The sequence below is a fragment of the Chromobacterium haemolyticum genome (genome assembly GCF_009936155.1).
GTDB lineage: Bacteria > Pseudomonadota > Gammaproteobacteria > Burkholderiales > Chromobacteriaceae > Chromobacterium > Chromobacterium haemolyticum.
Map to the genome: position 1 here is coordinate 2,624,345 of NZ_AP019312.1, position 21,531 is coordinate 2,645,875.

The window sequence follows — 21,531 nt, forward strand, 5'->3', positions numbered from 1 at the left end:
CCACGCAAGCAAAAGGACTCCCCGATGATTACCCCGCAGGCCGCGCTGAACCGGCTGATCGACGGCAACGAACTGTTTTATGACGAAATGCTGGACTTGATGCGCCAGATCATGCGCGGCGAACTGACGCCGGCGCAAACCGCGGCCATCCTGATCGGCCTGCGCGTCAAAGTGGAATCGGTGCTGGAAATCGCCGCCGCCGCTACCGTGATGCGCGAGTTCGCCACTCCGGTGCCGATCAGCCAGCGCGACCACTTGGTGGACACCTGCGGCACCGGCGGGGACAAATCCCACACCTTCAACATCTCAACCACCTCCGCCTTCGTCGCCGCGGCGGCAGGCGCCCGCGTGGCCAAACACGGCGGTCGTTCAGTGTCCTCCAGTTCCGGCAGCGCCGACGTGCTGGAGTCGCTGGGCGTCAAACTGAGCTTGAGCGCAGAGCAAGTGGGCCGTTGCGTCGACGAAATCGGCATCGGATTCATGTTTGCGCCCAACCATCACACGGCGATGCGCCACGTGGCGCCCATCCGCAAGGAGCTGGGCGCCCGCACCATTTTCAACATCCTGGGGCCGCTGACTAATCCGGCCGACGCCGAGAAGCAGTTGATGGGCGTGTTCCACCCGGACCTGGTGGGCATCCAGGCGCGGGTGCTGAAGCAGTTGGGCAGCCGCCACGCGCTGATCGTGCACGGCCTGGACGGCCTGGACGAGCTGACCTTGTCCGGCCCCAGCATGGTGGCTGAACTAAAGAACGGGCAGATCGAGGAATACCAGCTGGATCCGCGCGAACTGGGCCTGGATTTCGCCGAGCTCAAGCAGCTGCGGGCAGATACCGCCGCAGCTTCGCGCGACATTCTGTTGGCGGTGCTTGACGGCCAAGCCGGCCCCGCGCGCGACATCGTCTGCCTCAACGCCGCCGCAGCCATCTACACGGCAGGCGTTTCCCCTACCCTGGCCGACGGTGTTACCATGGCGCGCGAAGCGCTCGACTCCGGACAAGCCCGCGCCAAGCTGGACCAATTGATCAGCCTGAGCGCCGCGCTGGCCGCCTGAGCCCCCAATTTCCGACGCGGAGCGCCGCCGCTCCGCGCTCATCCTTCATTTCGATTGCATAAGAACGCCATGAGCAAACTGTCCAAAGACATCTTCAAGGCCTATGACATCCGCGGCATCGTCGGCAAGACCCTGACCAATGACGTAGCCCGCCAGATCGGCCAGGCCGTCGGCTCCGAAGCCAAGGCCCGCAAAGTGAAAACCATCGTGGTAGGCCGCGACGGCCGCCTGTCCGGCCCGGACCTATGCCAGGCCCTGGCCGAAGGCATTCAGGCCGCTGGCGTCGACGTGATCGACGTCGGCCGCGTCGCCACCCCAATGCTGTACTTCGCCGCCCATGAGCTGGGCTCGATGTCCGGCGTGATGGTCACCGGCAGCCACAACCCGCCAGACTACAACGGCTTCAAGATGATGTTGGCCGGCAACACCCTGGCCGGCGACGACATCCAAAAACTGTACCAGCGTATCGTCGACGGCGATCTTTCCAGCGGCGAAGGCGCTTACGGCACCCACGACATCGCCGAAGCCTACTTGGACCGCATCACCTCCGACATCAAGCTGGAGCGCCCGCTCAACATCGTGGTGGACTGCGGCAACGGCGTGCCCGGCGCTTTCGCCCCGGTGCTGTTCCGTCGCCTGGGCTGCCGCGTGCGCGAACTGTTTTGCGATGTGGACGGGAATTTCCCCAATCACCACCCGGATCCGGCCAAGCCGGAAAACCTGCAGGACGTGATCGACGCGCTGCAGAAAACCGACGCTGAAATCGGCCTGGCCTTCGACGGCGACGGCGACCGCCTGGGCGTGGTGACCAAGGAGGGCACCATCATCTGGCCGGATCGTCAGTTGATGCTGTTCGCCGCCGACGTGCTGGAACGCAATCCCAAGGCCAAGATCATCTACGACGTGAAGTCCACCCGCCTGCTCAAGCCGTGGATCAAACAGAACGGCGGCGTGCCGGTGATGGCTCGCACCGGCCACAGCTTCATTAAGGCCAAGATCAAGGAAACCGGAGCACTGCTGGCCGGCGAGATGAGCGGCCACGTATTCTTCAAGGAACGCTGGTACGGCTTCGACGACGGCATGTACGCCGGCGCTCGCCTGCTGGAAGTGCTGTCCCGCGTGGAAAACCCGAGCGAGCTGCTTAATGCGCTGCCCAATGCGGTGTCCACCCCCGAACTGAACCTGAAGATGGCCAAGGAAGGCGAGAACCACGAGCTGATCGCCAAGCTGCAGGCTTCCGCCAGCTTCGACGGCGCCGAGGAAGTCAACACCCTGGACGGCTTGCGCGTGGAGTACAAGGACGGCTTCGGCCTGGCGCGCGCCTCCAACACCACGCCGGTGATCGTGCTGCGCTTCGAGGCCGACAACGACGCGGCGCTGGAGCGCATCAAGGGCGACTTCCGCCGCGTGCTGGGCACCGCCACCGACGCCAAGCTGCCGTTCTGACGCCCGCCGTTCAAAGTCATTGCCCGCGCTCTCCGCGAGCGTGAATCAACACCGCCGGGGACATGGCCGCAGCCATGTCCCTGTTGTATTGAAAGGAAAACCATGTACGCCCAGGCTGCATCCAGCTTCACCACCTTGCGCGACCTGCTGCGCTTCGCCGTATCGCGTTTTAACGACGCAGGCCTGTTTTACGGCCACGGCACTCAGAACGCCTACGACGAAGCAGCCTATCTGACGCTGTCCGCGCTAAAGCTGCCGATGGATCAGCTCGAGCCCTTCCTCGACGCCAAGCTGCTGCCCACCGAGGTCCAGGACGTGGTCGACATGATCGAGCGCCGCGCCGAACAGCGCGTGCCGGTGGCTTATCTGACCCACGAAGCCTGGCAAGGCGACTTCAACTTCTACGTGGACGAACGCGTGCTGGTGCCGCGCTCCTTCATCTACGAGCTGCTGGGCGAGCCGCTGCAACCGTGGATCGAACACCCGGAACTGGTCCAGCGCGCGCTGGACCTGTGCACCGGCTCCGGCTGCCTGGCCATCCAACTGGCGCACCACTATCCGGACGCGGAAATCGACGCGGTGGATATTTCCCTGGACGCGCTGGAAGTGGCTGCCATCAATGTGCAGAACTACGGCCTGGACGAGCGCGTGCAGCTGATCCACACCGATATGTTCGAGGGCCTAGAGGAAAAGTACGACCTGATCATCTCCAACCCGCCCTACGTCGACGCCGAATCGGTGGACGCGCTGCCACCGGAATATCTGCACGAGCCGGAACTGGCTTTGGGCTCCGGCGAAGACGGCCTAGACGCCACCCGCGAAATCCTGCGACGCGCGCCGGACTTCCTGAACGACAAGGGCGTGCTGCTGGTGGAGATCGGCCACAACCGCGACATGCTGGAAGAGTGCTTCCCCACCCTGCCCTTCATGTGGATGGAAACCGAGAGCGGCGACGGCTTCGTATTCCTGATCACCCGCGAGGATCTGGTGGCCGGCCTGGCCGCTGACGCTCAGTAAAGCCTGTTCAAAGTCCACTGCGTTTCAGCGCATAGTGGATGAGCGCATGTAAAACGCCAAGCTTCGCAAACGAAAAACCGGCGGCCCCCGCAAGGGGGCCGCCGGTTTTTTGCGACCGCTAGCCTTTGGACTGAGCCGCTCCCGGATGCAATTCGCGCCAAATCTGCTCCGCGCGCTCTGTCGCCGCCGCTTTCTGCCCGGCGTTCAACTGCCGATAGTCCTTGGTGGTCAGGAACCAGTCCGCGCTCAACGTGTCTCCGGCCCGCCGCGCCACCAGATTCCAGGCCGCGGCCTCCAAGGGCTGCCGTTCCAGCAGATAGCTCTCGGAGATCATCGCCGCCGCATGGCGGTTGCCCAGCCGGTACGCCTGCTGCAAAGCGGCGCGCGCCTCCTCGCGGTAACGCATCTCGGGCTCAAAGCCCGGCCGCTGCGGCTTGCCATCCAGCTCGAACAGATAGCGCTCTGCCAAGTGAGTCAAGGCCTGGACATTGCCGGCGGCCGCCAACTTCCGCAGCTCGGCCAGCGGCATCCGGTAGAAGCGCTCGTCGATGACGTAGCCCAGTTGGCGCAAAGCCTGCTTGCGCTGGCGTTCGGTCTTGCTCTCGGGCAAGGGCTCCGCCGGAGCAGCGGCCGGAGCCGGCCCGTCGCCCACCGCGAAGCTCAGCCCCTGGTAAGCCCTCGCCGGCACCTCCCCCTTGGCCGGCTGCGACGCGGCTCCGGCAGCCCCGGCGACCAAAGCCGCCGGGGCTGGAACGCTCAGGCCAAGCCGCGCACGAACCGGTTCAGGCAGACTGACCCAGGCCAGGCCCAACAGAGCCAGCCCGCCGGCCAGCCCCCACGCTTGCTTGCCCATCGTCGATTAGATCGAGTTCAGGCAAGCGTTGAGCCCGTTGGCGTGGCCGTAGCGCGAATAGTAATCGCGTTGAGACGGCGTGCCGTGCTCGCCGTAATCGGCGGCGTTGCGCGCCGAAGCCACCGCGTTCTCGATAAAGCTCGGATAGCGCAGATTGGTTTCGGCGTACTTGGCGAAAGTCCCTCCCACGCAATCGGCCTGCAACTCCTGCATCGGCGCCTGGCGGTAGATATTGTGGGTGAACTGGATGGAATGGCCCCATTCATGCGCCAGGATGAACTTGGCCACATAGTTGCCGTAGCTGTTTTCCTGTTGCTGCAGGAAGCCGGTGCCCACGCTGATGGTGTAAGGCCCGCACGCCATCGCGCTCAGTTGAGGTTCGCGGCAAGCGTACTGGTTGACGTAGACCGTCGGCCGCGCGTAGCCGCCGAGAAAACCGCGAATCTCGTTGGCGCTGGACTGGATGTAACTGTTGTTCACCGGAGCGGCCGCAACCTGGACGGATGCGCCGGCCAATACAGAAACCCCAATCAAACCGGCTTGGATCAGACTTCTCATGACTAACTCTCCTTATGTTGTTCACAACGGAGATTTAGTTATGGTAAATGATTTGGTATTTACAAAATTATTTTGCAATTCCAAATACATAAATACGTGGTGAAAAATTACCTTGTCACAACAAACTACATATGAAAAAGTGACGGGTTGCTTAAAAGCAAGCCATCACTTTCAAAAAACAAAGCGCCAACTCCCATCCCAGCCGCTCAGGCCATCCCCTCGAAACCGTAATTGCGCAACAACATGAACGCGGTGAACAGCATTACCAGGCCAATGACGCAATCCAGCACCCGCCAGCTTTGCGGACGCTGAAACAGGGGCGCCAGCTTGCCGGCGAAGCAGCCGATCGCGCCGAACCACAGCACGGAGGCGCTGAGGCTGCCCAACAGAAAGGATGGCGCGGCACTCTCTCCATAAATGGCGGACACGCCGCCGATCAGCACCACGGTGTCCAGCCAGGTATAGGGATTGAGCAAAGTCACCGCCAGCACGGTGCGAATAGCGCGCTTGCGATCTTTCTCCACGCCGCCCGCCAGCGATATCGCCCCAGGCGTCAAGGCGGAACGAAAGGCTTTATAGCCCAGCCACAGGACGAAGCCCGCGCCCAGCCAGGTCACCGTGACAATGAAGCCGGGAATCGCATTGAGCAGTTTGCCCACGCCCATTACCCCGCAGGCGATCAGAAACACGTCCGCGACAATGCAGATCGCCACAATGGGCAGGATGTGGCTGCGGCCTATGCCCTGCCGCAATACGAAGGCATTCTGCGGCCCAATGCCGACAATCTGCCCGATGGATAGCCCAAGGGCAGACAGATAAACGCTAAAGTTGAACAAGAGCCGCTCCCGGAAATTTTCAACACAGACTAAAGGAGCGGCATAGCAAAGTAAAACTAATAAAAATTATTATATATAAGTGGAATTAATACTTGCTCGCCGCTCCCAATCCGCCATCCACTCCGGTAACTGCTTAGGGTCCACCGGCGGTGAAATCTCGTACCCCTGTCCGTCCAGGCAGCCTATTTCCAGCAGACGGTCCCAGATCGCCCGGCTTTCCACCCCCTCCACCACCAGTTTGCGCCCAGTGTAGTGGGCAAAGGACACCATGCTGCGGATGATGGCCTCGTTGCCCGGCGTATCCAGCAGCAGCCGGACAAAGCGCTGGTCTATCTTGATGGTGTCGAAGGGCAGTTGCTGTAAATGCACCAGCGAGGATGCCCCGGTGCCGAAATCGTCCAAGGCGATGGACAGGCCGAGATCGCGGCAATGCTCCAACTTGGCTGTGATCTGCTCCGCCTCCTGCTGGGTCACGCTCTCCAGCACTTCCAGCTCCAGGTAGCCGGTCGGCAGCGGGTAAGCCTGCAACAAAGCCTGGATGCCAGGCACAAAGCCCTCGTGCTTCAAAGTGATGGCGGAAAGATTGACGCTGACCGGAATGTGACGGCCGTCCGCCAGCCATTCGCCTGACTGACGCAGCGCTTCGCGCAGCACCCACCAATCCAGCTCCCGCATTAAGTCGGTGTTCTCTATCGCGGGAAAGAAGGCCCCCGGCATTTCCAAGCGGCCATCACGACGCCAGCGCACCAGCGCCTCCACGCCTTCGATTCGGTTGTTGCGCAGATTGATCTTGGGCTGATAAAACAGCGCCAGCTCATCGCGGGCGATGGCCTGCGCGAAAGCGTTGCGCACCGCGTGCATGTGCTGGATCTCTTCATCCATGGTCACATGGTAATAACGGCAATGGCCGCCGCCCGCCTCCTTGGCCCGGCTCAACGCCAACTCGCCGCGCCGCAACAGCGCGGAGGCGTCGCTGCGGTCGCTCACCGGCTCCACCACAATACCCATGCTGCAGCGGGTGTGAATCACCACGCCCATGCAGTCCACCGGCTGCTGCAGGCTGCCCATCAGACTATCCACCAGTTGGTCCAGCCGTTCGTGGCGGTCGCTGCAAGCAACGAAGCGCGAAGCGCCCACCCGGCCGACGTAGCCGTAGGGATAGATGCAGCGCCGTAGCCTATTGGCCACCTCGCACAACACCGCGTCGCCGCCCTCGTGTCCCAGGCGAGCGTTGATTTCGTGAAAACCTTCGATGGACAGCACCAGCACCGCCAGTTGCGCGTTGGCGCGCCGGATCTGCAACTGCTTGTTGATGTGCTCTTTCATCAGGTGACGGTTGGGCAGGCCGGTCAACGGGTCATGAAAGGACAGGAAAGCCAGTTCGGATTCGGCGCGATGGCTGCGCTCCAGCGCGTCCTGGCGCTCCAGCGCGCGACTGATCTCCCGCGCCATGGTGTCCACCAAGGCCACTTTGGTGTCGTCGAAAAAGCCCGGCAAACCAGAATACAGCGACAGGGTGCCGATCACCTGCTCGCGCAAGGTCAACGGCGCCACCAGCGCGCTGCGCACATTCCGGGCGTTGAGCACCCGCATCCACGGCTGCATCGACGGATCTTCGCCGCAATCGTTGACCACCTGCACCGCCAGGCCGCGGATAGCCCGACCGCTGGGCCCGCGTCCATGCAGGCTATCGGAATGCGCAGAGACTTGCAGCCAGGGGATGAAGGCTTCGGCGTGAGCGCCGGCCATCGCGGCGGGACGCACGCTTTGCGATTCGGCGTCCAGCAGGCCAACCCAGGCATGGGAGAAATCGCCCTCGCGGACGCAAACGTCGCAAATCGCCTGAAACAGCTCGCGACGCTCGGAACAGCGCACCAGGGCCATGCTGACGCCGCTGAGAGTGGCGTACAAACCGGACATGGTCTGCAAATGGCGGTGCTTGCTGTCCACCGCTTCCTGCAAGGACTGCTGGTGGCCGTGCAACTGCAGCATCTGGTCCAGCAAAATGCGCTTGCGCAGCAGCCTAGACAGCGCGGCGAGCTCGTCCAGATCCAGCCCGGCCTCGGCCAGCCGCGCCAGGAAATGCGCCTGACAGCGCTCGTAAGCGCCCACCACCCACATCAGCCCCACGCCCAGCTGGCGCATCAAGCGCCCCTGCTCCACCACGCGCCAGGCGGCGCGGCCGCTCACAGGACGGGTCAGCATCCGCTCGCAATACTGCAACAAGGCGTCCACCAGGGAGTCGATGCCGCCCGGCAGGCGCTCGCTCAGCAGCGCCAGCGTGTCCGGGCATTTCAACGCGTACCAGTAAAACTCCTTGCCCAAAGCCTCCTTGCGCGACAACAAGAGCGGAGCATGGACGGTAAGCTTCGCCATATGATCCGCCCGAACCCCGATAAAACGGCACATGCCATCCAATAGTGCCTTATTATCTGCTTGCATCTTCAACATGCCTGTCATTGGCCATGAGCCGCCGGCGCCAGCCGATCAGAACCGTCGCCGCCAGCCGCTCTAATTATTTTTATGCCGCCACCGCGTGCAGGCAAACCTTTGCACCGTCCGTGTTCGGACGAAGCAGCACAACATGCCATAGGTGGCGGCGATAAGGCAAGAAACACCGTGGAATTATCACGGCGAGGACGTCAATACATGCTTGATCCTAAACAACTGGAAACCTTATCGGCCGTAGCCGAAACCGGGGGCTTCGACAAGGCGGCCAAAAAGCTGTTCCTGACCCAGTCCGCCATTTCCCAACGCATCCGTCAGTTGGAAGAACAGCTGGGCCAGCCGGTGCTGACCCGAACCATTCCGGCCGAGCCCACCGAGGCCGGCCGCCAGCTGCTGCAATACTTCCGCCAGATCAGCCTGATGGAAAACCATTTGATGAACACCCTGTTGCCCAGCGGTCCGCGGCAGGAGTTCACCACTCTCGCCATCGCCGTTAACGCGGACAGCCTGGCCACCTGGTTTTTGCCGGCGGTGCGGCCGGTGCTGGACAGCCAGCCAGTGCTGCTGGACATCATGGTGGATGATCAGGACTATACCCACGAGTTGATGCGCGCCGGCCATGTGGTCGGCTGCGTCAGCAACCGGCCGCAGCCGATTCAGGGCGGAGACAGCTTGTTCCTCGGCCACATGCGCTATCTTTGCGTCTCCACCCGCGATTTCGCCCGCCGCTATTTCCCGGACGGCGTCACCGAGTCCGGGCTGGCCGCCGCGCCCACCATTCTGTACAGCCGCAAGGACGATGTGCATCGAGAGTTTCTCTTGCACACCGTGTCCTATCACGGCGGCTTTCCCTATCTGACCGTGCCCACGCCGCAGGGCTTCGTCGAGATCACCCGCCAGGGCCTGGCTTACAGCCTGCTGCCCGAGCTGATGCTGGACGACGACATCGCCGCCGGCCGGCTGATCGATCTGTTTCCGCAACAGCATCTGGACATTCCCTTGTATTGGCACCACTGGAGGGTGGAGTCGGAATTGTCTCAGGCGCTGGCCGACGCGATGGCGCGGCATTGCCAAGCGCACCTGCGCCAATGATCAGTCGAGGCCGCTTGCGCCAGGCCGGATATTGACAGCCCGGCCGCGCCCGGCGCAACATGCCACGCCAATAGCAACGGAGGCAATATGACCGGCAACGCACCCAACAACGAGCAATGGGCCGAGTTGGAAATGGCCGCCCGCCTGGCCGCTCGCCAGGCTTATGTCCCTTACAGCAAGTTCGCCGTCGGCGCCGCCATCCTGGACGGCGCCGGCAAGATCCATATCGGCTGCAACGTGGAGAACGCCTCTTACGGCCTGACCAATTGCGCCGAGCGCACCGCGGTCTACGCCGCGCGCGCCAACCACGGCATCCAGGATGTGCTGGCGGTCTGCATCTACACGCCCACACCCACACCCACGCCGCCCTGCGGCGCCTGCCGTCAGGTACTGAACGAGTTTGGCCCGGCCATGCGTGTGCGCGCCATCTGCGACGGCGAGGACCTGATAGACACCACGCTGGAAGTACTGCTGCCGGGCGCCTTCGGGCCCAAGAACCTCAAAAACGCGAGCTAAAGCCCGCTCACGGCTCGCGCGGCGCCGGACTTACCTGGTAGCCGCGCTGCCGCAGCAGCTTGACCAGCCCCTGCGGTCCGGCCAGATGCAAGGCCCCCACCGCCACCAACAGCCGCCGTGAAGACGCCAGCTCATCAATGCGGCGCGCCATCGTCAGGTTGCGGCGGTCCAGCATCTCATGCTGAGTCCAGGCGCTGAGCCGCGGATAGCCCGGCAGCGCCACCATGGCCTGCAGGGCGTCCAGATCGCCGCACTCCCAGGCGGCGATCAGCTCGCGATAGTAACGCTCCGCTTCAGGCTTGTCCTCCCAATCCGCGGTCTGGCGCACCCATTCGCGCAAGGCCGCCGCCGACATCTCAAACAGCATGCGCCCCTGCTCGCCCGTCGTCTCCAACGCCAACACCGGGCGCAACGCCCGCCGCGCCATCTGCAGCAACATCGTCTCGCTGCCCTCCTGCGCCGCCTGACCCAGCCGCTGATAATCGTTCAGCGTCAACTGCATCAGCCACATCGCCGGGGCCAGGCTCTGCGCCTGCGCGCGCTCAACGCCGATCCGCTTCAACTGCGCCAGCAACAAGCGCCGGCTGTCGGGGCCCAACTGCCGCCACTGCCGGGCGGCGGCTCGCTGCGCCAGCGCCAGCACCTCGGTCGACGCGCCCGGCGCGTCCACATCCAGCTCCAATACCAAGGCCTCGCTCTGCGTCATCGCCTGTTTCAAGCCCCAGTCCGGCGCGTCGGAGCCGGGACGGCCCACATGCATGGTGCCGTACAGATAATGGGTGCGGCCTTGTTTGCTGAAGGTGAACAAAGGGCCGTAGGCCGGCTCCGCCGCGGCCAGCGCCGCCGACAAGAGGAAGCAGAGCGCCAAGCCGCCGCCCCACAGGAAATGCCATCGTTTCATGTCTGCCATCCGAATCAAAACCGCTCAAGGATACCAGTTCGACACGCCGGCTCCTCCCGTTTTCAAGTCCTTCCCACGCATACCGACCGCCACTTGCAAGCGCCGCTTCAAATAAGTAGTTGCCCCGAGACAAAAACCATTCTTTAGGACAGTTCGAAGCCGTCTCGGTTTGCTAATCCGAATACACCGCCTCACCGCCAGCCTTAGCTCCTCCCGCCACGGCCGCGCCGGAGCGGCGTTCGCATCAAGGAGAACGACATGGCTCGCGTCCGCAAAGACATCTTGAAGATGAGCAACCCCTGGGACCCCACCGTGCTGTGGTACGCGCGCGCAGTGGGGGAAATGCAGAAACGGCCGATCAAGGATCCCACCAGCTGGCGCTATCTGGCCGCCATTCACGGCTTCGACCCCCAGCTATGGCAGCAACACGGCTACCTCCAAGCCGGTGAAGCGCTGCCCAGCGCCGCCGACCAGAACACCTACTGGCGGCAATGCCAGCACCAGAGCTGGTACTTCATGCCCTGGCACCGCGGCTATCTGGCCGCCTTCGAAGCCATTGTGCTGGCGGAGATCGTCAAGCTAGGCGGCCCCGCCGACTGGGCCTTGCCCTACTGGAACTACAGCGACAGCGCCAATGCCAAGGCGCGCGACCTGCCCACCTGTTTCCAGTCCAAGACCTTGCCGAATGGCAGCGCCAACCCGCTGTGGCTGGCCCAACGCTACGGCTGGAACAATCAACCCAATCACATCACGCTGCGCCCGGAAACCGTACAGCTCACCGCTTTGAAAGACGCGCAGTTCGTCGGCACTGCCAGCGGCATCCCGCCGGGCTACGGCGGGCCGCAAACGCCGTTCTGGCACGGCGGCGGCAATAGCGGCGGGCTGGAAAACCTGCCGCACAACCCGGTGCACACCAATATCGGCGGCCGCAACGGCTTGATGTCGGACCCGGACCTGGCCGGCCTGGACCCGGTGTTCTGGATTCACCATTCCAATATCGACCGGCTATGGCAGGTATGGCTCAACCGCAACCCCGCCCACCAGAACCCCAGCAGCGACAATTGGCTGGAGGGCCCGGTCAACCGCAAGTTCGCGATGCCGCGCCCCAACGGCAGCGGTTACACCTTCGTCGCCAAGGATGTGCTCAACACTCAGGCGCCCAATCTGAACTATGTCTACCAAGACGTTTCGGATCCTCTCGGCGGCGCCAGCCGCGTCGCGCAGCGCATGCAGACGCTGGCGGCCATCCATCCCGACATCGCGGCGGCAAGCACCATGGCGAACAATCCGAAAACCGAACTGCTGGGCGCCAACGCGGCGGCGATCAAACTGGGCAACAGCACCGTTCACGCGCAGATGCAACTGGACAACGACGCGAAGAATAAGGTGCTGAGCAGCTTCCAGGCCAGCCAGGCCGCCGCCGGCCAATTGAAGGCCCAGCCAAGCGCCGCGCCGCAAGAGCCGGACCGTGTTTTTCTCAGCCTGGAAAACATCCGCTGCAAAGTGGACGGCGGCACGTTCAACGTCTATGTCGGCCTGCCTCAGGGCGCCGACCCGGCGCAGCACCCTCAGAACCTGGCCGGCACCATAGCGTTGTTCGGCGCGCGCAAGGCCTCTTTGGCCGAGCACGGCGGCAACGGCGTCAGCCAGACGCTGGAAATCACCGACATCGTGGACCGCATGTGCCAAAACCAAACGCTGGACACGGCGCCGATGGGGGTGCAACTGGTGCCGGTGTCCGACATAGAGGACGACGACGAGGTGACGATAGGCCGCATCAGCGTCTACCGCCACGGCCAGTAAGCGCTCATTCCCGGCCGCCCTCGCGGCCGGGCCTCCTCCTTCCGCCACCGGGAGCCTCATGCCAGTCAAAACCCTTGTCGCGGCGTTCAGGGACTTGCCCTGGCCGCTGTGCTGCGCCAGCGTCCTGGGCTGGCTCGGTCTGATCGGCCTGGAGCGGCAACTGGCCGCGCCCGGCTATTGCGGAGTCTGGACGCCCAGCCGCCCCGGAGGCGGCTGGGAGGCGGTGTTGAGCGCGCTGTGGTTGAATCCGCCGGCGCTGCTGCTGCCGTCCTGGTCGCTGATGCTGCTGGCGATGATGTCGCCGTTGCTGGCCGATCCGCTGCGGCTGCTGTGGCTGCGCAGCCTGGCGCGCAAACGGGCGCAGACCTTGGCGTTGTTTCTCGGCGGCTATGCGCTGGTCTGGCTGGCGGCGGGGCTGCCGCTGCATCTGTTCGGTCTAGCGCTGTTGACTTTCAGCCCCTCGCCCTGGCTGGCCTTCGCCGTCGCCTGCGGCACGGCCTGGCTGTGGCAAGCGTCTCCGCCGCGCCGACATTGCCTTCAAGCCTGCCACCATCAGCCCCAACTGCCCGCCTTCGGCTGGCCTGCGGCGGCGGCGGCCTTGCGCTACGGCCTGTCCAGCGGCGGCTGGTGCGTTGCCTCCTGCGGCGTATGGATGCTGCCGCCGCTGCTCGCGGGGCCAGGACACCTGCCGATGATGGCGACCGTCGGCCTTTGGCTGTTGCTGGAGCGGCGCCGGCCGGACAGCACTCCAACCACCCCGTTCATTCCAAAGCCATTACGGCCCGCAGCGCGTAAACGCCTGCCTGCGATCTGAGCGCCGGCGCTAAATTCAACTCATAAGCCAACGGCCCGCATAAGCGGGCCGTCAGGGCGTAAAGCCGGCGCAGCCGGCTCAGAAACTTGAAAACCGGTTTTATCGGCGTTCGTCCAAAATGGCCTGCGCCACCGCCTCCGCCACCTTGATGCCGTCCACCCCGGCGGACAGAATCCCCCCGGCGTAGCCTGCGCCCTCGCCGGCCGGGTATAAGCCGCGCACGTTCAAGCTCTGGCAGTCATCTCCGCGAGTGATGCGCAGCGGCGAGCTGGTGCGGGTTTCCACCCCGGTCAGCACCGCGTCGTGCATATCGTAGCCGCGGATCTTCTTGCCGAACTCCGGCAGCGCTTCGCGCATCGCCTCGATGCAATAATCCGGCAAGGCCCCGGCCAGGTCCGTCCAATGCACGCCGGGCTGATAGGATGGCGGCACCGAGCCCACCTGAGTGGACGGCCGACCAGCCAGAAAATCGCCCACCAGCTGCGCCGGGGCTTCGTAAGTGCCGCCGCCCAGCACATAGGCGCGGCTCTCCAGTTCGCGCTGGAAGGCGATGCCGGCCAGCGGATCGCCCGGGTAGTCGTCCGGGCTGATGCTGACCACCAAACCGGAATTGGCATTGCGTTCGGCTCGCGAGTACTGGCTCATACCATTGGTCACCACCCGGCCCTCTTCCGAGGTGGCGGCCACTACCTGACCGCCCGGACACATGCAGAAGCTGTACACCGCGCGGCCGTTGCTGGCGTGATGCACCAGTTTGTAATCCGCCGCGCCCAGGAGCGGATGCCCGGCGTATTTGCCCCAGCGCGCCTTGTCGATCAAGGTCTGCGGATGCTCGATGCGGAAGCCCACCGAGAACGGTTTGGCCTCCATGTACACACCGTGACCGTGCAGCATCTCGAAGCTGTCGCGCGCGCTGTGGCCCAACGCCAGCACGATGTGATCGGCGCGGATCTGCTCGCCGCTGGCCAGGGTCAGGCCGCGCGCCACTTTGCGCCCGTCCGGGCCGTCTTCCATATGGATGTCGACGACACGCTGCTGGAAACGGATTTCACCTCCCAGCGCCTCGATATCGGCACGCATTTTTTCCACCATGCTCACCAAGCGGAAGGTGCCGATATGCGGCTTGGCCACGTAGAGGATTTCCTCGGGCGCGCCGGCTTTGACGAACTCGGTCAGGACTTTGCGGCCCAGATGACGCGGATCCTTGATCTGGCTGTACAGCTTGCCATCGGAAAAGGTGCCGGCTCCGCCTTCGCCGAACTGCACATTGGATTCGGGGTTCAACACGTTCTTACGCCACAGGCCCCAGGTATCCTTGGTACGCTCGCGCACCTTCTTGCCGCGCTCCAGCACGATGGGCTTGAAGCCCATCTGCGCCAACAGCAGCGCGGCGAAGATGCCACAGGGCCCAAACCCCACCACTACCGGGCGGCGTTCCAGGTTTTCCGGCGCTTGTCCCACATAGTGGTATTGGGTATCCGGCGTCGGCATCACATGCTTGTCGGACTTGAAGCGGGCCAGCAGGCGCGCTTCGTTGGCCACGTCGATGTCGACGATGTAGGCCAGGTTCATCATGCCCTTGCGCGCATCGTAACTGCGCTTAAAGACGATGACCTGGCGGATATCCTGCTCCGGCACGCCCAGATAAGCCGCGATCGCGACGTTAAGTTCTTCCGGGGCGTGGTCCAGCGGCAGTTTCAATTCGGTAATGCGCAACATCTTGAATTCCAGTACGGGTTGGTGTCTATTCAACGAGGCGGTATTGTAGCTGCAAACCGCTCCCGTCCCTATCACCTAGACGCAAACTTCCCGTAAAAGCCTGTTCAGCATCTACTGTGCTTCGTGAAGCGTTGCACGGCGAGTACAAGCTCGAAATGTTCATTTACCTCTCGACCATTTCGCTTTTTCGCTTGTTTTCGCCTTGCCTCGCCCTGGCTCGCGAGACTTTGAACAGGCTCTAAAAATCCACGCTCCCTTCCGGCGCTACACCTGGAAACCGGCCACCGTCTGGCGCAGGCCGCCGGTCACCTCGTCCATGCTCTGGATGCCGCTGGACGCCTGGGTGGCGGCGGCGGCGTTGCCCGCGGCCACTTGGGCGATCTGCTCCACATGGCGGGCGATGTCCTGGCTGGCAATGCCTTGCTCCTGCAGGGCATGGGAAATATCGCGCACCACCTGCACCACTTGACCGGCGCTGCCCCGTATCTGCTGAATCATCTCCCCGCCCTGCTCGGCCAGCGCCAGCCCGGCGCGCACCCGCTCCACGGTCTGGCTCATATTGGCGCGCGACTGGTCGGAGCTGAGCTGGATCTCGTCTATCATTCCGGCGATCTCTTCCGTGGCCTGCGCGGTGCGTTCGGACAGCTTGCGCACCTCATCCGCCACCACCGCGAAGCCGCGGCCGGTTTCACCCGCGCGCGCCGCCTCGATGGCCGCGTTCAAGGCCAGGAGATTGGTCTGGTCCGCGATATCCTTGATCACCTGCATGATGCTGGAGATGGTGGCGGTCTTGTCCGCCAGCGCAGAAATCGCGCCGGCGGTCAGGTCCACCGTCTCGCTGATGCCCTTCATCTCCGCCACCGCCTTGGCGATCACCTCGCCCCCTTCGTCCGACAAACTGCCGGACTGCTGCGATACCTGGCGCGCATCCTGAGCGTATTGCGAGATGTGATTGATGCTGACTGTCAGCTCTTCGATCGAAGCCGCCATCGAGGTGGCGCTTTCGCTTTGCTGCTGGGAGTTGTCCGCCACCGCCTGCGCGCCGGACACCACCTCCTCGCTCAAACGCCCCAGCTCACCGGCGCTGGCCACGATGTCCGCCACCATCTGCCGCAAAGCCTGCTGCATATGAGCGATATTGGCCATCAAACTGTCCTTGTCGCCCGCCCGGACCGGCACGGGCACATCCAGCCGTCCACCGGCGATTTCTCGCACCACGGCCGCGGTCTGCGCCGGCTCCGCGCCCAGCTGCCGCGTCACGCTGCGGAACAGCCACCAGCCCAAACCGCCACACACCGCGGCAATCAACAGCACCTGGACCGCCACGCCCAGCAGTTGCACACGCAAAGCCGCCCATACGTCGTCCATATACAAGCCGGTGCCCACCACCCAGCCCCAGCGCGGGCTGGACTGCAAATACGCCAGTTTGGGTTGCGGCTCCGCCGAGCCGGGTTTGTCCCAGACAAATTCCGCAAAGCCCTTGCCCTGCCCCTGACGCAGGGTCTGGTCGAACTTGTCGCCCAGGCTGCTGCCGCTGGAATCCTTGACCGCGTGCATGTCCTTGCCCACCAACTTGGGATTGACCCCGTGCGCCAGCCAGATCAGCCCCTTGTCCAAGGTGAAGAAATACTCCTTGCCGGCAAAACGCAGCCGGGTCAGCGCCAGCAGTGCCTGCCGCTGCGCCTCTGCCTCCGGCAAAACACCGGCGGCTGCCTGCTCCTCGTAATTGGCCACCAGGCTCAAGGCGTTTTCCACCTGACCGCGAATCAAATCCTGCCGATCGGCCATCATTTGCTGGTGCATGCTGCGCAGCACCAGGCCGCCCAGCAGACAAGTCAACGCAATCACGCTAAAAATCAATAACAACAAACGCTGCTTCAAGGAAAGGCCCGCTCGCATGGTGTCTCCAAAAATCGCCGACGATGCGGCAAACCGGGCGCAAGCTCGCCGCGCGGCCCGGTTTATCCGCCGTATTTATTAAGCAAACCCAAATAATACACTCGTCATTACTCTGCCGACCATATTTAATGCCATGCGCTTGATTTGCGTCAGTCGGAGATGGCATGGCCAGGAATATGGGGAGTATGGCTTTGCCGCGCTCATCAAATTATGTTTTACAAATGTAATATCAACAAATAAAATATACATAGATGTAAAACATGGATGAACAGATGAAGCCGTTTCCCGCCACCCTCGCCCTTGCCGGCGCGCTCATGCTTAGCGCCTGCGCCCAAATGGACGCCGTCAAACCTGCATCTCAGCTTAAAACGCCGCCCGCATTGAACGCGCCCTGGGCCGGGATGCCCTCCGCGGACTGGTGGCGGCAATGGCGGGATCCTCAGCTGGAACAACTGATCCGCCTGGCCTTGCAAGACAATCCAGGCCTGCGCGGCGCCGAAGCGCGGCTGCGCCAGGCCCAGGCGCTAAGCGAGGTCAGCGCCGCGGCCGCCGAACCGCAAATCAACGCTCAATGGCAAAGCACCCGACAGTTGCACGCTGAAAAAAATCTTGTGCCGCCGGCGGGCCACGGCAACTACGACTGGCAAACTCGCGCCGCCGTCAATCTCAGTTACGATCTGGACGCGTGGGGACGCGAACGCCAAGCCTTGGCGGCATCGCTGAGCGACGCGCAGATGGCCGCCGCCGACGCCCGATTGAGCGCGCTGAACCTGGAAACCGCCGTCATCCGCACTTATCTGCAACTGACCGAGCAATACCTGCAAAAAGACCTGGCCTCAGCCGCGCTGCAACAACAGCAGGCGCTGCTGGATCTCAGCCTGCGCCGCAAGGCCGCCGGACTGACAGCGCAACCGGAAGTGGAACAGCAACGCGGCAGATTGCCGACAGCCCGCGCCCAGCTGGAACAGATCGACGAACGCATCGCCACCCTGGGCAACCAACTAGCCGCGCTCAGCGGCCAAACGCCCGATACCCAAAACCGTCCGCAACGTCCAACGCTGCGCCTCGATCAACCGCTGGACCCGCTCGCCGCGGTGCCGGCCCAATTACTGGGCCGACGGCCGGACCTGAGCGCGCAACGCTGGCGGGTAGAGGCCGAGGCCGCCCGCATCAAGGTCGCGCGCGCCGCCTTCTACCCCAACATCAACATCAGCGCCTTCGTCGGCTATCAGGCGATAGGTTTTGCCGATCTGCTGTCTCCTGCCGCGGCTTTACGCGGCTTCGCGCCGGCGATCAGCCTGCCGATATTCGAAGGCGGCCGCCTGCGCGGCCAATTGCGCGCCCAAACCGCCGCCTACGACCAGGCGGTGGAAAACTACAACGCCGTCTTGATCAACGCCTTGAGCGAAACCGCCAGCGCCATCGTCCACGTCCGCTCCTCTGACCAGCAGAGCCGGCAGGCCGATCAGGCGCTAGACGCCGTCAGCCGCGAACGGGCATTGGCCGAGCAGGCTTACCGCGCCGGACTCAACGATCAGAGCGCGGTGCGACAGCTGCGGCTGAGCGAACTATCCGCCCGGCAAAAGCGCGCGCAGGCCCAAGCCCAGCGCCTGGACAGCTACGCCGCGCTGATGGCCGCTCTGGGCGGCGGCATTGAACCCCAAACCCCCATCGCCGACGGAGAAGTCAAATGAGTCACTTCGAAGAAACCCGCAAGCGCCTGCTACGCGTCAAGACCAGGATTCCGGAGTTCCCGCTATCGCTGCTCACACTGACGCGGCTGAACTATCACGTGCAAAAGCGCATCCAGGACCTGACCAACGCCGCCCTGCGCAAACACGGGCTGACCGAAAGCAGCTACTTGGTGCTGGCGGTGCTCTACGGCTCCGAACAAGAAACGATGACGCCAGGCTCGCTGGCGGAAACCTGCTCGCAAAAACCGGCCAATATGACCCGCATCTGCAACGATCTGGAAAAGCAGGGCCTGATCCGTCGCGGCGGCCTCAGCGACGACCGCCGCGCGGTCGCCGTCACCCTCAGCGAGGCCGGCCGCGATCGCATCCGCAAACTGCTGCCCGATGTATGGGGCAATCTGGGCAATACCTTCGACGGCTTCAGCGCCGAGGAGATGCAACAGCAGGAGCAGTTCTATCTGCGCCAGCTCGGCAATCTGAACCGGGCGGTATCCAACGATGACCACGGCTAGCCTCGCCGCCCGGCGCCGTTTGCTGGGCCGAGCGCTACGCGGCGCCGGTCAAGACTGGCTGCGGCTGGAGGGCGAGCGCTGGATCTTCATCCTCAAAACGCTGCTGGCCGGCTTCGCCGCGTTGTGGTTGGCTTTCCGCCTGGGCTTCGACTCGCCGGGCACCGCGCTGATCACCGTGCTCATCGTCGGTTCGCCGCAAAGCGGCCTGGTGCTGGAAAAAGGCTTTTACCGATTGCTGGGCACGCTGGCCGGCTGCGCCGCGGCCCTGATCCTGGTCGGCATGCTGGCCTCGCAGCCAATCTTGCTGTTGGCGGCGCTGTCGCTATGGATAGGGCTGTGCGCCGGCTGCGCCACCTTGTATCGCAATTCGCGCTCCTACGGCTTCGTGCTGGCCGGCTATACCGCCTGCATCATCGCGCTACCGGCCATAGGCCATCCGCTGACGGTGTTTGATCTGGCGGTGACCCGAGTCTCGGAAATCTCGCTGGGCCTGATCTGCAGCGCGGTGGTCTACGACATCGTGTTTCCGCGCTATCAGGCCGAACAGGTGGTTAGCAATGTGCGCGGCCGCTATCTGCGCTTCATTCTGCTGTGTCAGGACGCGCTGGCTCAGAAACTGCATGCCCGCGACCTGGAACAGGCCCAGCTCAAATTCGCCGCCGACATCGCCGCGCTGGAGGCCGGCCGCGCCACCGCTTTCTTCGAAGCCGGCAACGTGCGCTCGCGCAGCAACCAACTGCACGCCTTCAACGCCACCTTCATGGCCGCGCTGACCACTTTTCACACTCTGCATCGGCAAATGGAGCGGCTGCGCCGCGACGCCGATTCGCCGCTGCCCAGCCTGCTGCTGCCCTTGTTCTCCGAAGTGGCCGCCGTGCTCAGCGGTCCCGACGGCCCTGCGCGCAACGCCTCGGAAGCCCAGGACACGGAGAAGCAGTTAGGGCGCCTCCGCGCCGGCTGGCCGCGCCGCATCGAGGCCGCGCGCGCTCACTTGCCAGGCGGCGAGCAAGCCGAGCACTGGCGCATAGACTTTGACACCGCCACCGAGCTTCTGACCCGCTTCATTGAGGAAATGCACGCCTTCGTCGGCGTCTACCACGGCTTCGCCAGCAAGACGCCGCAGCAAATCAGCTCGCTGGCGGCCTATGTGCCGGGCACCCCGTTGCCGGTGGCAGTAGCCGGCGGCGTGCGCGCGGCGCTGACCCTGGGCACCTTGTCCATCGCCTGGTACTGGCTGGCCTGGCCCAGCGCGCTGGAAGCCGTGCTGCTGGCTACCGTGCTCTGCGGCCTGGCCGCCTCCTCGCCGCGGCCGGTGCTGATGGTGAAACAGTTCCTGACCGGCTTCGCGCTGGGCACCCCGCTGGCCTATATCAGCTTGTTCTGGCTGCTGAGCCAGGGCAACGGCTTTCCAATGCTGATGCTGGGCCTGCTGCCCTTTCTGGCGCTGGGCAGCTATCTGAAATGCCTGCCCAAGTACGCCGGCGTCGGCGCCGGCATGACCATCGTGCTGGCCAATGCGATCAACCCGCAAAACCAGATGAATTACGACATCGTCGCCTTTCTCAACAACGGCATCGCCCGCATTCTGGGATTGGCGCTGGCTGCGGCCTTTTTCCAACTGGTGCTGCCCGAACACACCATGGGTTCGCCGCGTCACATCGCCGCCGCCTTGTGGCGGGAGGCGCGCCGCGCCTGCGACGCCAAGCTGCCGCACTTGAAGCAACGCTACGAGAACCGCATCCGCGACCTGCTCAATCTGCTGAACACGCTGAGCCCCGCCCAGGCCGAACTCAAGCAGGCGATCACCGCGCAGGCCATCACCCTGTTGGAACTGGGGCTGGCGGTCATCAATCTGCGCACCCTGACCGCGGAATCGCCGTCTCCGCAGTTGCGCGCCGATCTGGAACATACCGTGGCGCAACTGGCGCGCTATTTCGCCTCGCCGTCGCCGGAGCGGCTGCAACAAGCCATCGCCACCATGCGGGCGGCCGGTCCGGTTCTGCGCGCCCATCTGGCGCTGGCGGAGCCCGAACGCGCCGCGCGGATTCAACGCGCGCTGGCCGATCTGCACCTGATCCACACCTCATTGCTGGATGTGGCCGAAGCCGCCGCAAGCGCAGCGCAAGGAACTGACCATGACTCGTGAAATCGCCGTGTTCGGCATTCTGATTCCCACCCTGCTGCCCTTATTCCTGTTCAGCCTGCTGTGTCAGGCCGGACTGGACTGGCTGCTGGGCCGAGCCGGCGTCTACCGCCGGGTATGGCACCCGGCCTTATTCCGCCTCAGCCTGCTGATCTGCGTGTTCAGCGGCCTGGCGCTATTGCTCTATTGAACGCACCGCTCGCCCAGGCCTGGCCCGCAGGGCTTTG

At 63.8% G+C, this 21,531-nt stretch carries 18 protein-coding genes; 11 read left to right on the top strand and 7 right to left on the bottom strand.

Features of this window, described 5'->3' with window-relative positions; translation table 11 throughout:
• The first annotated feature begins 24 nt into the window (after positions 1-24).
• The 3 genes from trpD (at position 25) to prmB (ending at position 3,516) form a co-directional block, all read left to right on the top strand.
• Entirely contained in the window at positions 25-1,053 is a 1,029-nt protein-coding gene (trpD, locus tag GYH29_RS11970; protein WP_161523812.1) for an anthranilate phosphoribosyltransferase, read from the top strand.
• A 69-nt stretch (positions 1,054-1,122) separates the two neighbouring features.
• Positions 1,123-2,499 (top strand): phosphomannomutase/phosphoglucomutase, encoded by a 1,377-nt coding sequence (locus GYH29_RS11975; protein WP_043590612.1) that lies wholly within the window; start codon positions 1,123-1,125, stop codon positions 2,497-2,499.
• Between the two features lie 102 nt (positions 2,500-2,601).
• Positions 2,602-3,516: a 50S ribosomal protein L3 N(5)-glutamine methyltransferase gene (gene prmB, locus GYH29_RS11980; protein ID WP_019100666.1), complete on the top strand. Its 915-nt coding sequence runs from the start codon at positions 2,602-2,604 to the stop codon at positions 3,514-3,516.
• A gap of 118 nt (positions 3,517-3,634) precedes the next feature.
• On the opposite strand, the gene GYH29_RS11985 is transcribed toward prmB, so the two are convergent.
• From GYH29_RS11985 to GYH29_RS12000, 4 genes are all read right to left on the bottom strand, one after another.
• Entirely contained in the window at positions 3,635-4,369 is a 735-nt protein-coding gene (locus GYH29_RS11985; protein ID WP_161523813.1) for a hypothetical protein, read from the bottom strand.
• A gap of 6 nt (positions 4,370-4,375) precedes the next feature.
• Entirely contained in the window at positions 4,376-4,927 is a 552-nt protein-coding gene (locus GYH29_RS11990) for a neutral zinc metallopeptidase (RefSeq protein ID WP_019100667.1), read from the bottom strand.
• A 206-nt stretch (positions 4,928-5,133) separates the two neighbouring features.
• Positions 5,134-5,763 (bottom strand): LysE/ArgO family amino acid transporter, encoded by a 630-nt coding sequence (locus tag GYH29_RS11995; protein ID WP_043590608.1) that lies wholly within the window; start codon positions 5,761-5,763, stop codon positions 5,134-5,136.
• A 69-nt stretch (positions 5,764-5,832) separates the two neighbouring features.
• Complete coding sequence (locus GYH29_RS12000) at positions 5,833-8,223, bottom strand: EAL domain-containing protein (RefSeq protein WP_152596893.1); 2,391 nt, start codon at positions 8,221-8,223, stop codon at positions 5,833-5,835.
• A gap of 189 nt (positions 8,224-8,412) precedes the next feature.
• On the opposite strand from GYH29_RS12000, the gene GYH29_RS12005 reads away from it, so the two are divergent.
• Complete coding sequence (locus GYH29_RS12005) at positions 8,413-9,303, top strand: LysR family transcriptional regulator ArgP (RefSeq protein WP_161523814.1); 891 nt, start codon at positions 8,413-8,415, stop codon at positions 9,301-9,303.
• Positions 9,304-9,390: 87 nt separating this feature from the next.
• A complete protein-coding gene (locus tag GYH29_RS12010) occupies positions 9,391-9,819 on the top strand; it encodes a cytidine deaminase (protein ID WP_019100671.1) in 429 nt (142 codons plus the stop codon).
• Positions 9,820-9,826: 7 nt separating this feature from the next.
• On the opposite strand, the gene GYH29_RS12015 is transcribed toward GYH29_RS12010, so the two are convergent.
• The gene (locus GYH29_RS12015; RefSeq protein WP_161523815.1) at positions 9,827-10,720 is read right to left on the bottom strand and encodes a TraB/GumN family protein; all 894 of its coding nucleotides are present in this window, start codon (positions 10,718-10,720) and stop codon (positions 9,827-9,829) included.
• A gap of 258 nt (positions 10,721-10,978) precedes the next feature.
• Between GYH29_RS12015 and GYH29_RS12020 the strand changes: the two genes are divergently transcribed.
• Both GYH29_RS12020 and GYH29_RS12025 read left to right on the top strand, forming a co-directional pair.
• Complete coding sequence (locus GYH29_RS12020) at positions 10,979-12,523, top strand: tyrosinase family protein (RefSeq protein WP_081574528.1); 1,545 nt, start codon at positions 10,979-10,981, stop codon at positions 12,521-12,523.
• Between the two features lie 58 nt (positions 12,524-12,581).
• Positions 12,582-13,337, top strand: a complete 756-nt coding sequence (locus GYH29_RS12025; RefSeq protein WP_161523816.1) for a copper chaperone — start codon at positions 12,582-12,584, stop codon at positions 13,335-13,337.
• A 99-nt stretch (positions 13,338-13,436) separates the two neighbouring features.
• Here the strand turns inward: GYH29_RS12025 and GYH29_RS12030 are convergent, their stop codons facing one another.
• Together GYH29_RS12030 and GYH29_RS12035 are read right to left on the bottom strand one after the other, a co-directional pair.
• Entirely contained in the window at positions 13,437-15,056 is a 1,620-nt protein-coding gene (locus tag GYH29_RS12030) for an NAD(P)/FAD-dependent oxidoreductase (RefSeq protein ID WP_019100676.1), read from the bottom strand.
• A gap of 264 nt (positions 15,057-15,320) precedes the next feature.
• Positions 15,321-16,955, bottom strand: a complete 1,635-nt coding sequence (locus tag GYH29_RS12035; RefSeq protein ID WP_019100677.1) for a methyl-accepting chemotaxis protein — start codon at positions 16,953-16,955, stop codon at positions 15,321-15,323.
• A 260-nt stretch (positions 16,956-17,215) separates the two neighbouring features.
• Here GYH29_RS12035 and GYH29_RS12040 point away from each other — a divergent pair, with 260 nt between their 5' ends.
• From GYH29_RS12040 to GYH29_RS12055, 4 genes are read left to right on the top strand one after another with little or no spacing between them, the layout of a single operon-like run.
• A complete protein-coding gene (locus tag GYH29_RS12040; RefSeq protein WP_081950282.1) occupies positions 17,216-18,649 on the top strand; it encodes an efflux transporter outer membrane subunit in 1,434 nt (477 codons plus the stop codon).
• Positions 18,646-19,161 (top strand): MarR family winged helix-turn-helix transcriptional regulator, encoded by a 516-nt coding sequence (locus tag GYH29_RS12045; RefSeq protein WP_043590600.1) that lies wholly within the window; start codon positions 18,646-18,648, stop codon positions 19,159-19,161. The genes GYH29_RS12040 and GYH29_RS12045 overlap by 4 nt, the downstream gene beginning before the upstream one ends.
• The gene (locus tag GYH29_RS12050; RefSeq protein WP_161523817.1) at positions 19,148-21,307 is read left to right on the top strand and encodes an FUSC family protein; all 2,160 of its coding nucleotides are present in this window, start codon (positions 19,148-19,150) and stop codon (positions 21,305-21,307) included. The genes GYH29_RS12045 and GYH29_RS12050 overlap by 14 nt, the downstream gene beginning before the upstream one ends.
• Positions 21,297-21,494, top strand: a complete 198-nt coding sequence (locus tag GYH29_RS12055) for a DUF1656 domain-containing protein (RefSeq protein ID WP_019100681.1) — start codon at positions 21,297-21,299, stop codon at positions 21,492-21,494. Before GYH29_RS12050 ends, GYH29_RS12055 begins: the two co-directional genes overlap by 11 nt.
• The last annotated feature ends 37 nt before the right edge of the window (positions 21,495-21,531 follow it).

Bases quoted from the DNA above. Each gene is read 5' to 3' on its own strand.
- prmB (WP_019100666.1), top strand. From the start codon at position 2,602: ATGTACGCCCAGGCTGCATCCAGCTTCACCACCTTGCGCGACCTGCTG.
- GYH29_RS12005 (WP_161523814.1), top strand. From the start codon at position 8,413: ATGCTTGATCCTAAACAACTGGAAACCTTATCGGCCGTAGCCGAAACC.
- GYH29_RS12050 (WP_161523817.1), top strand. From the start codon at position 19,148: ATGACCACGGCTAGCCTCGCCGCCCGGCGCCGTTTGCTGGGCCGAGCG.
- GYH29_RS12015 (WP_161523815.1), bottom strand. From the start codon at position 10,720: ATGAAACGATGGCATTTCCTGTGGGGCGGCGGCTTGGCGCTCTGCTTC.
- GYH29_RS12025 (WP_161523816.1), top strand. From the start codon at position 12,582: ATGCCAGTCAAAACCCTTGTCGCGGCGTTCAGGGACTTGCCCTGGCCG.
- GYH29_RS12020 (WP_081574528.1), top strand. From the start codon at position 10,979: ATGGCTCGCGTCCGCAAAGACATCTTGAAGATGAGCAACCCCTGGGAC.
- GYH29_RS11985 (WP_161523813.1), bottom strand. From the start codon at position 4,369: ATGGGCAAGCAAGCGTGGGGGCTGGCCGGCGGGCTGGCTCTGTTGGGC.
- GYH29_RS11975 (WP_043590612.1), top strand. From the start codon at position 1,123: ATGAGCAAACTGTCCAAAGACATCTTCAAGGCCTATGACATCCGCGGC.
- GYH29_RS12010 (WP_019100671.1), top strand. From the start codon at position 9,391: ATGACCGGCAACGCACCCAACAACGAGCAATGGGCCGAGTTGGAAATG.
- GYH29_RS12000 (WP_152596893.1), bottom strand. From the start codon at position 8,223: ATGACAGGCATGTTGAAGATGCAAGCAGATAATAAGGCACTATTGGAT.
- GYH29_RS12045 (WP_043590600.1), top strand. From the start codon at position 18,646: ATGAGTCACTTCGAAGAAACCCGCAAGCGCCTGCTACGCGTCAAGACC.
- GYH29_RS12035 (WP_019100677.1), bottom strand. From the start codon at position 16,955: ATGCGAGCGGGCCTTTCCTTGAAGCAGCGTTTGTTGTTATTGATTTTT.
- GYH29_RS12055 (WP_019100681.1), top strand. From the start codon at position 21,297: ATGACTCGTGAAATCGCCGTGTTCGGCATTCTGATTCCCACCCTGCTG.
- trpD (WP_161523812.1), top strand. From the start codon at position 25: ATGATTACCCCGCAGGCCGCGCTGAACCGGCTGATCGACGGCAACGAA.
- GYH29_RS11990 (WP_019100667.1), bottom strand. From the start codon at position 4,927: ATGAGAAGTCTGATCCAAGCCGGTTTGATTGGGGTTTCTGTATTGGCC.
- GYH29_RS12040 (WP_081950282.1), top strand. From the start codon at position 17,216: ATGGATGAACAGATGAAGCCGTTTCCCGCCACCCTCGCCCTTGCCGGC.
- GYH29_RS12030 (WP_019100676.1), bottom strand. From the start codon at position 15,056: ATGTTGCGCATTACCGAATTGAAACTGCCGCTGGACCACGCCCCGGAA.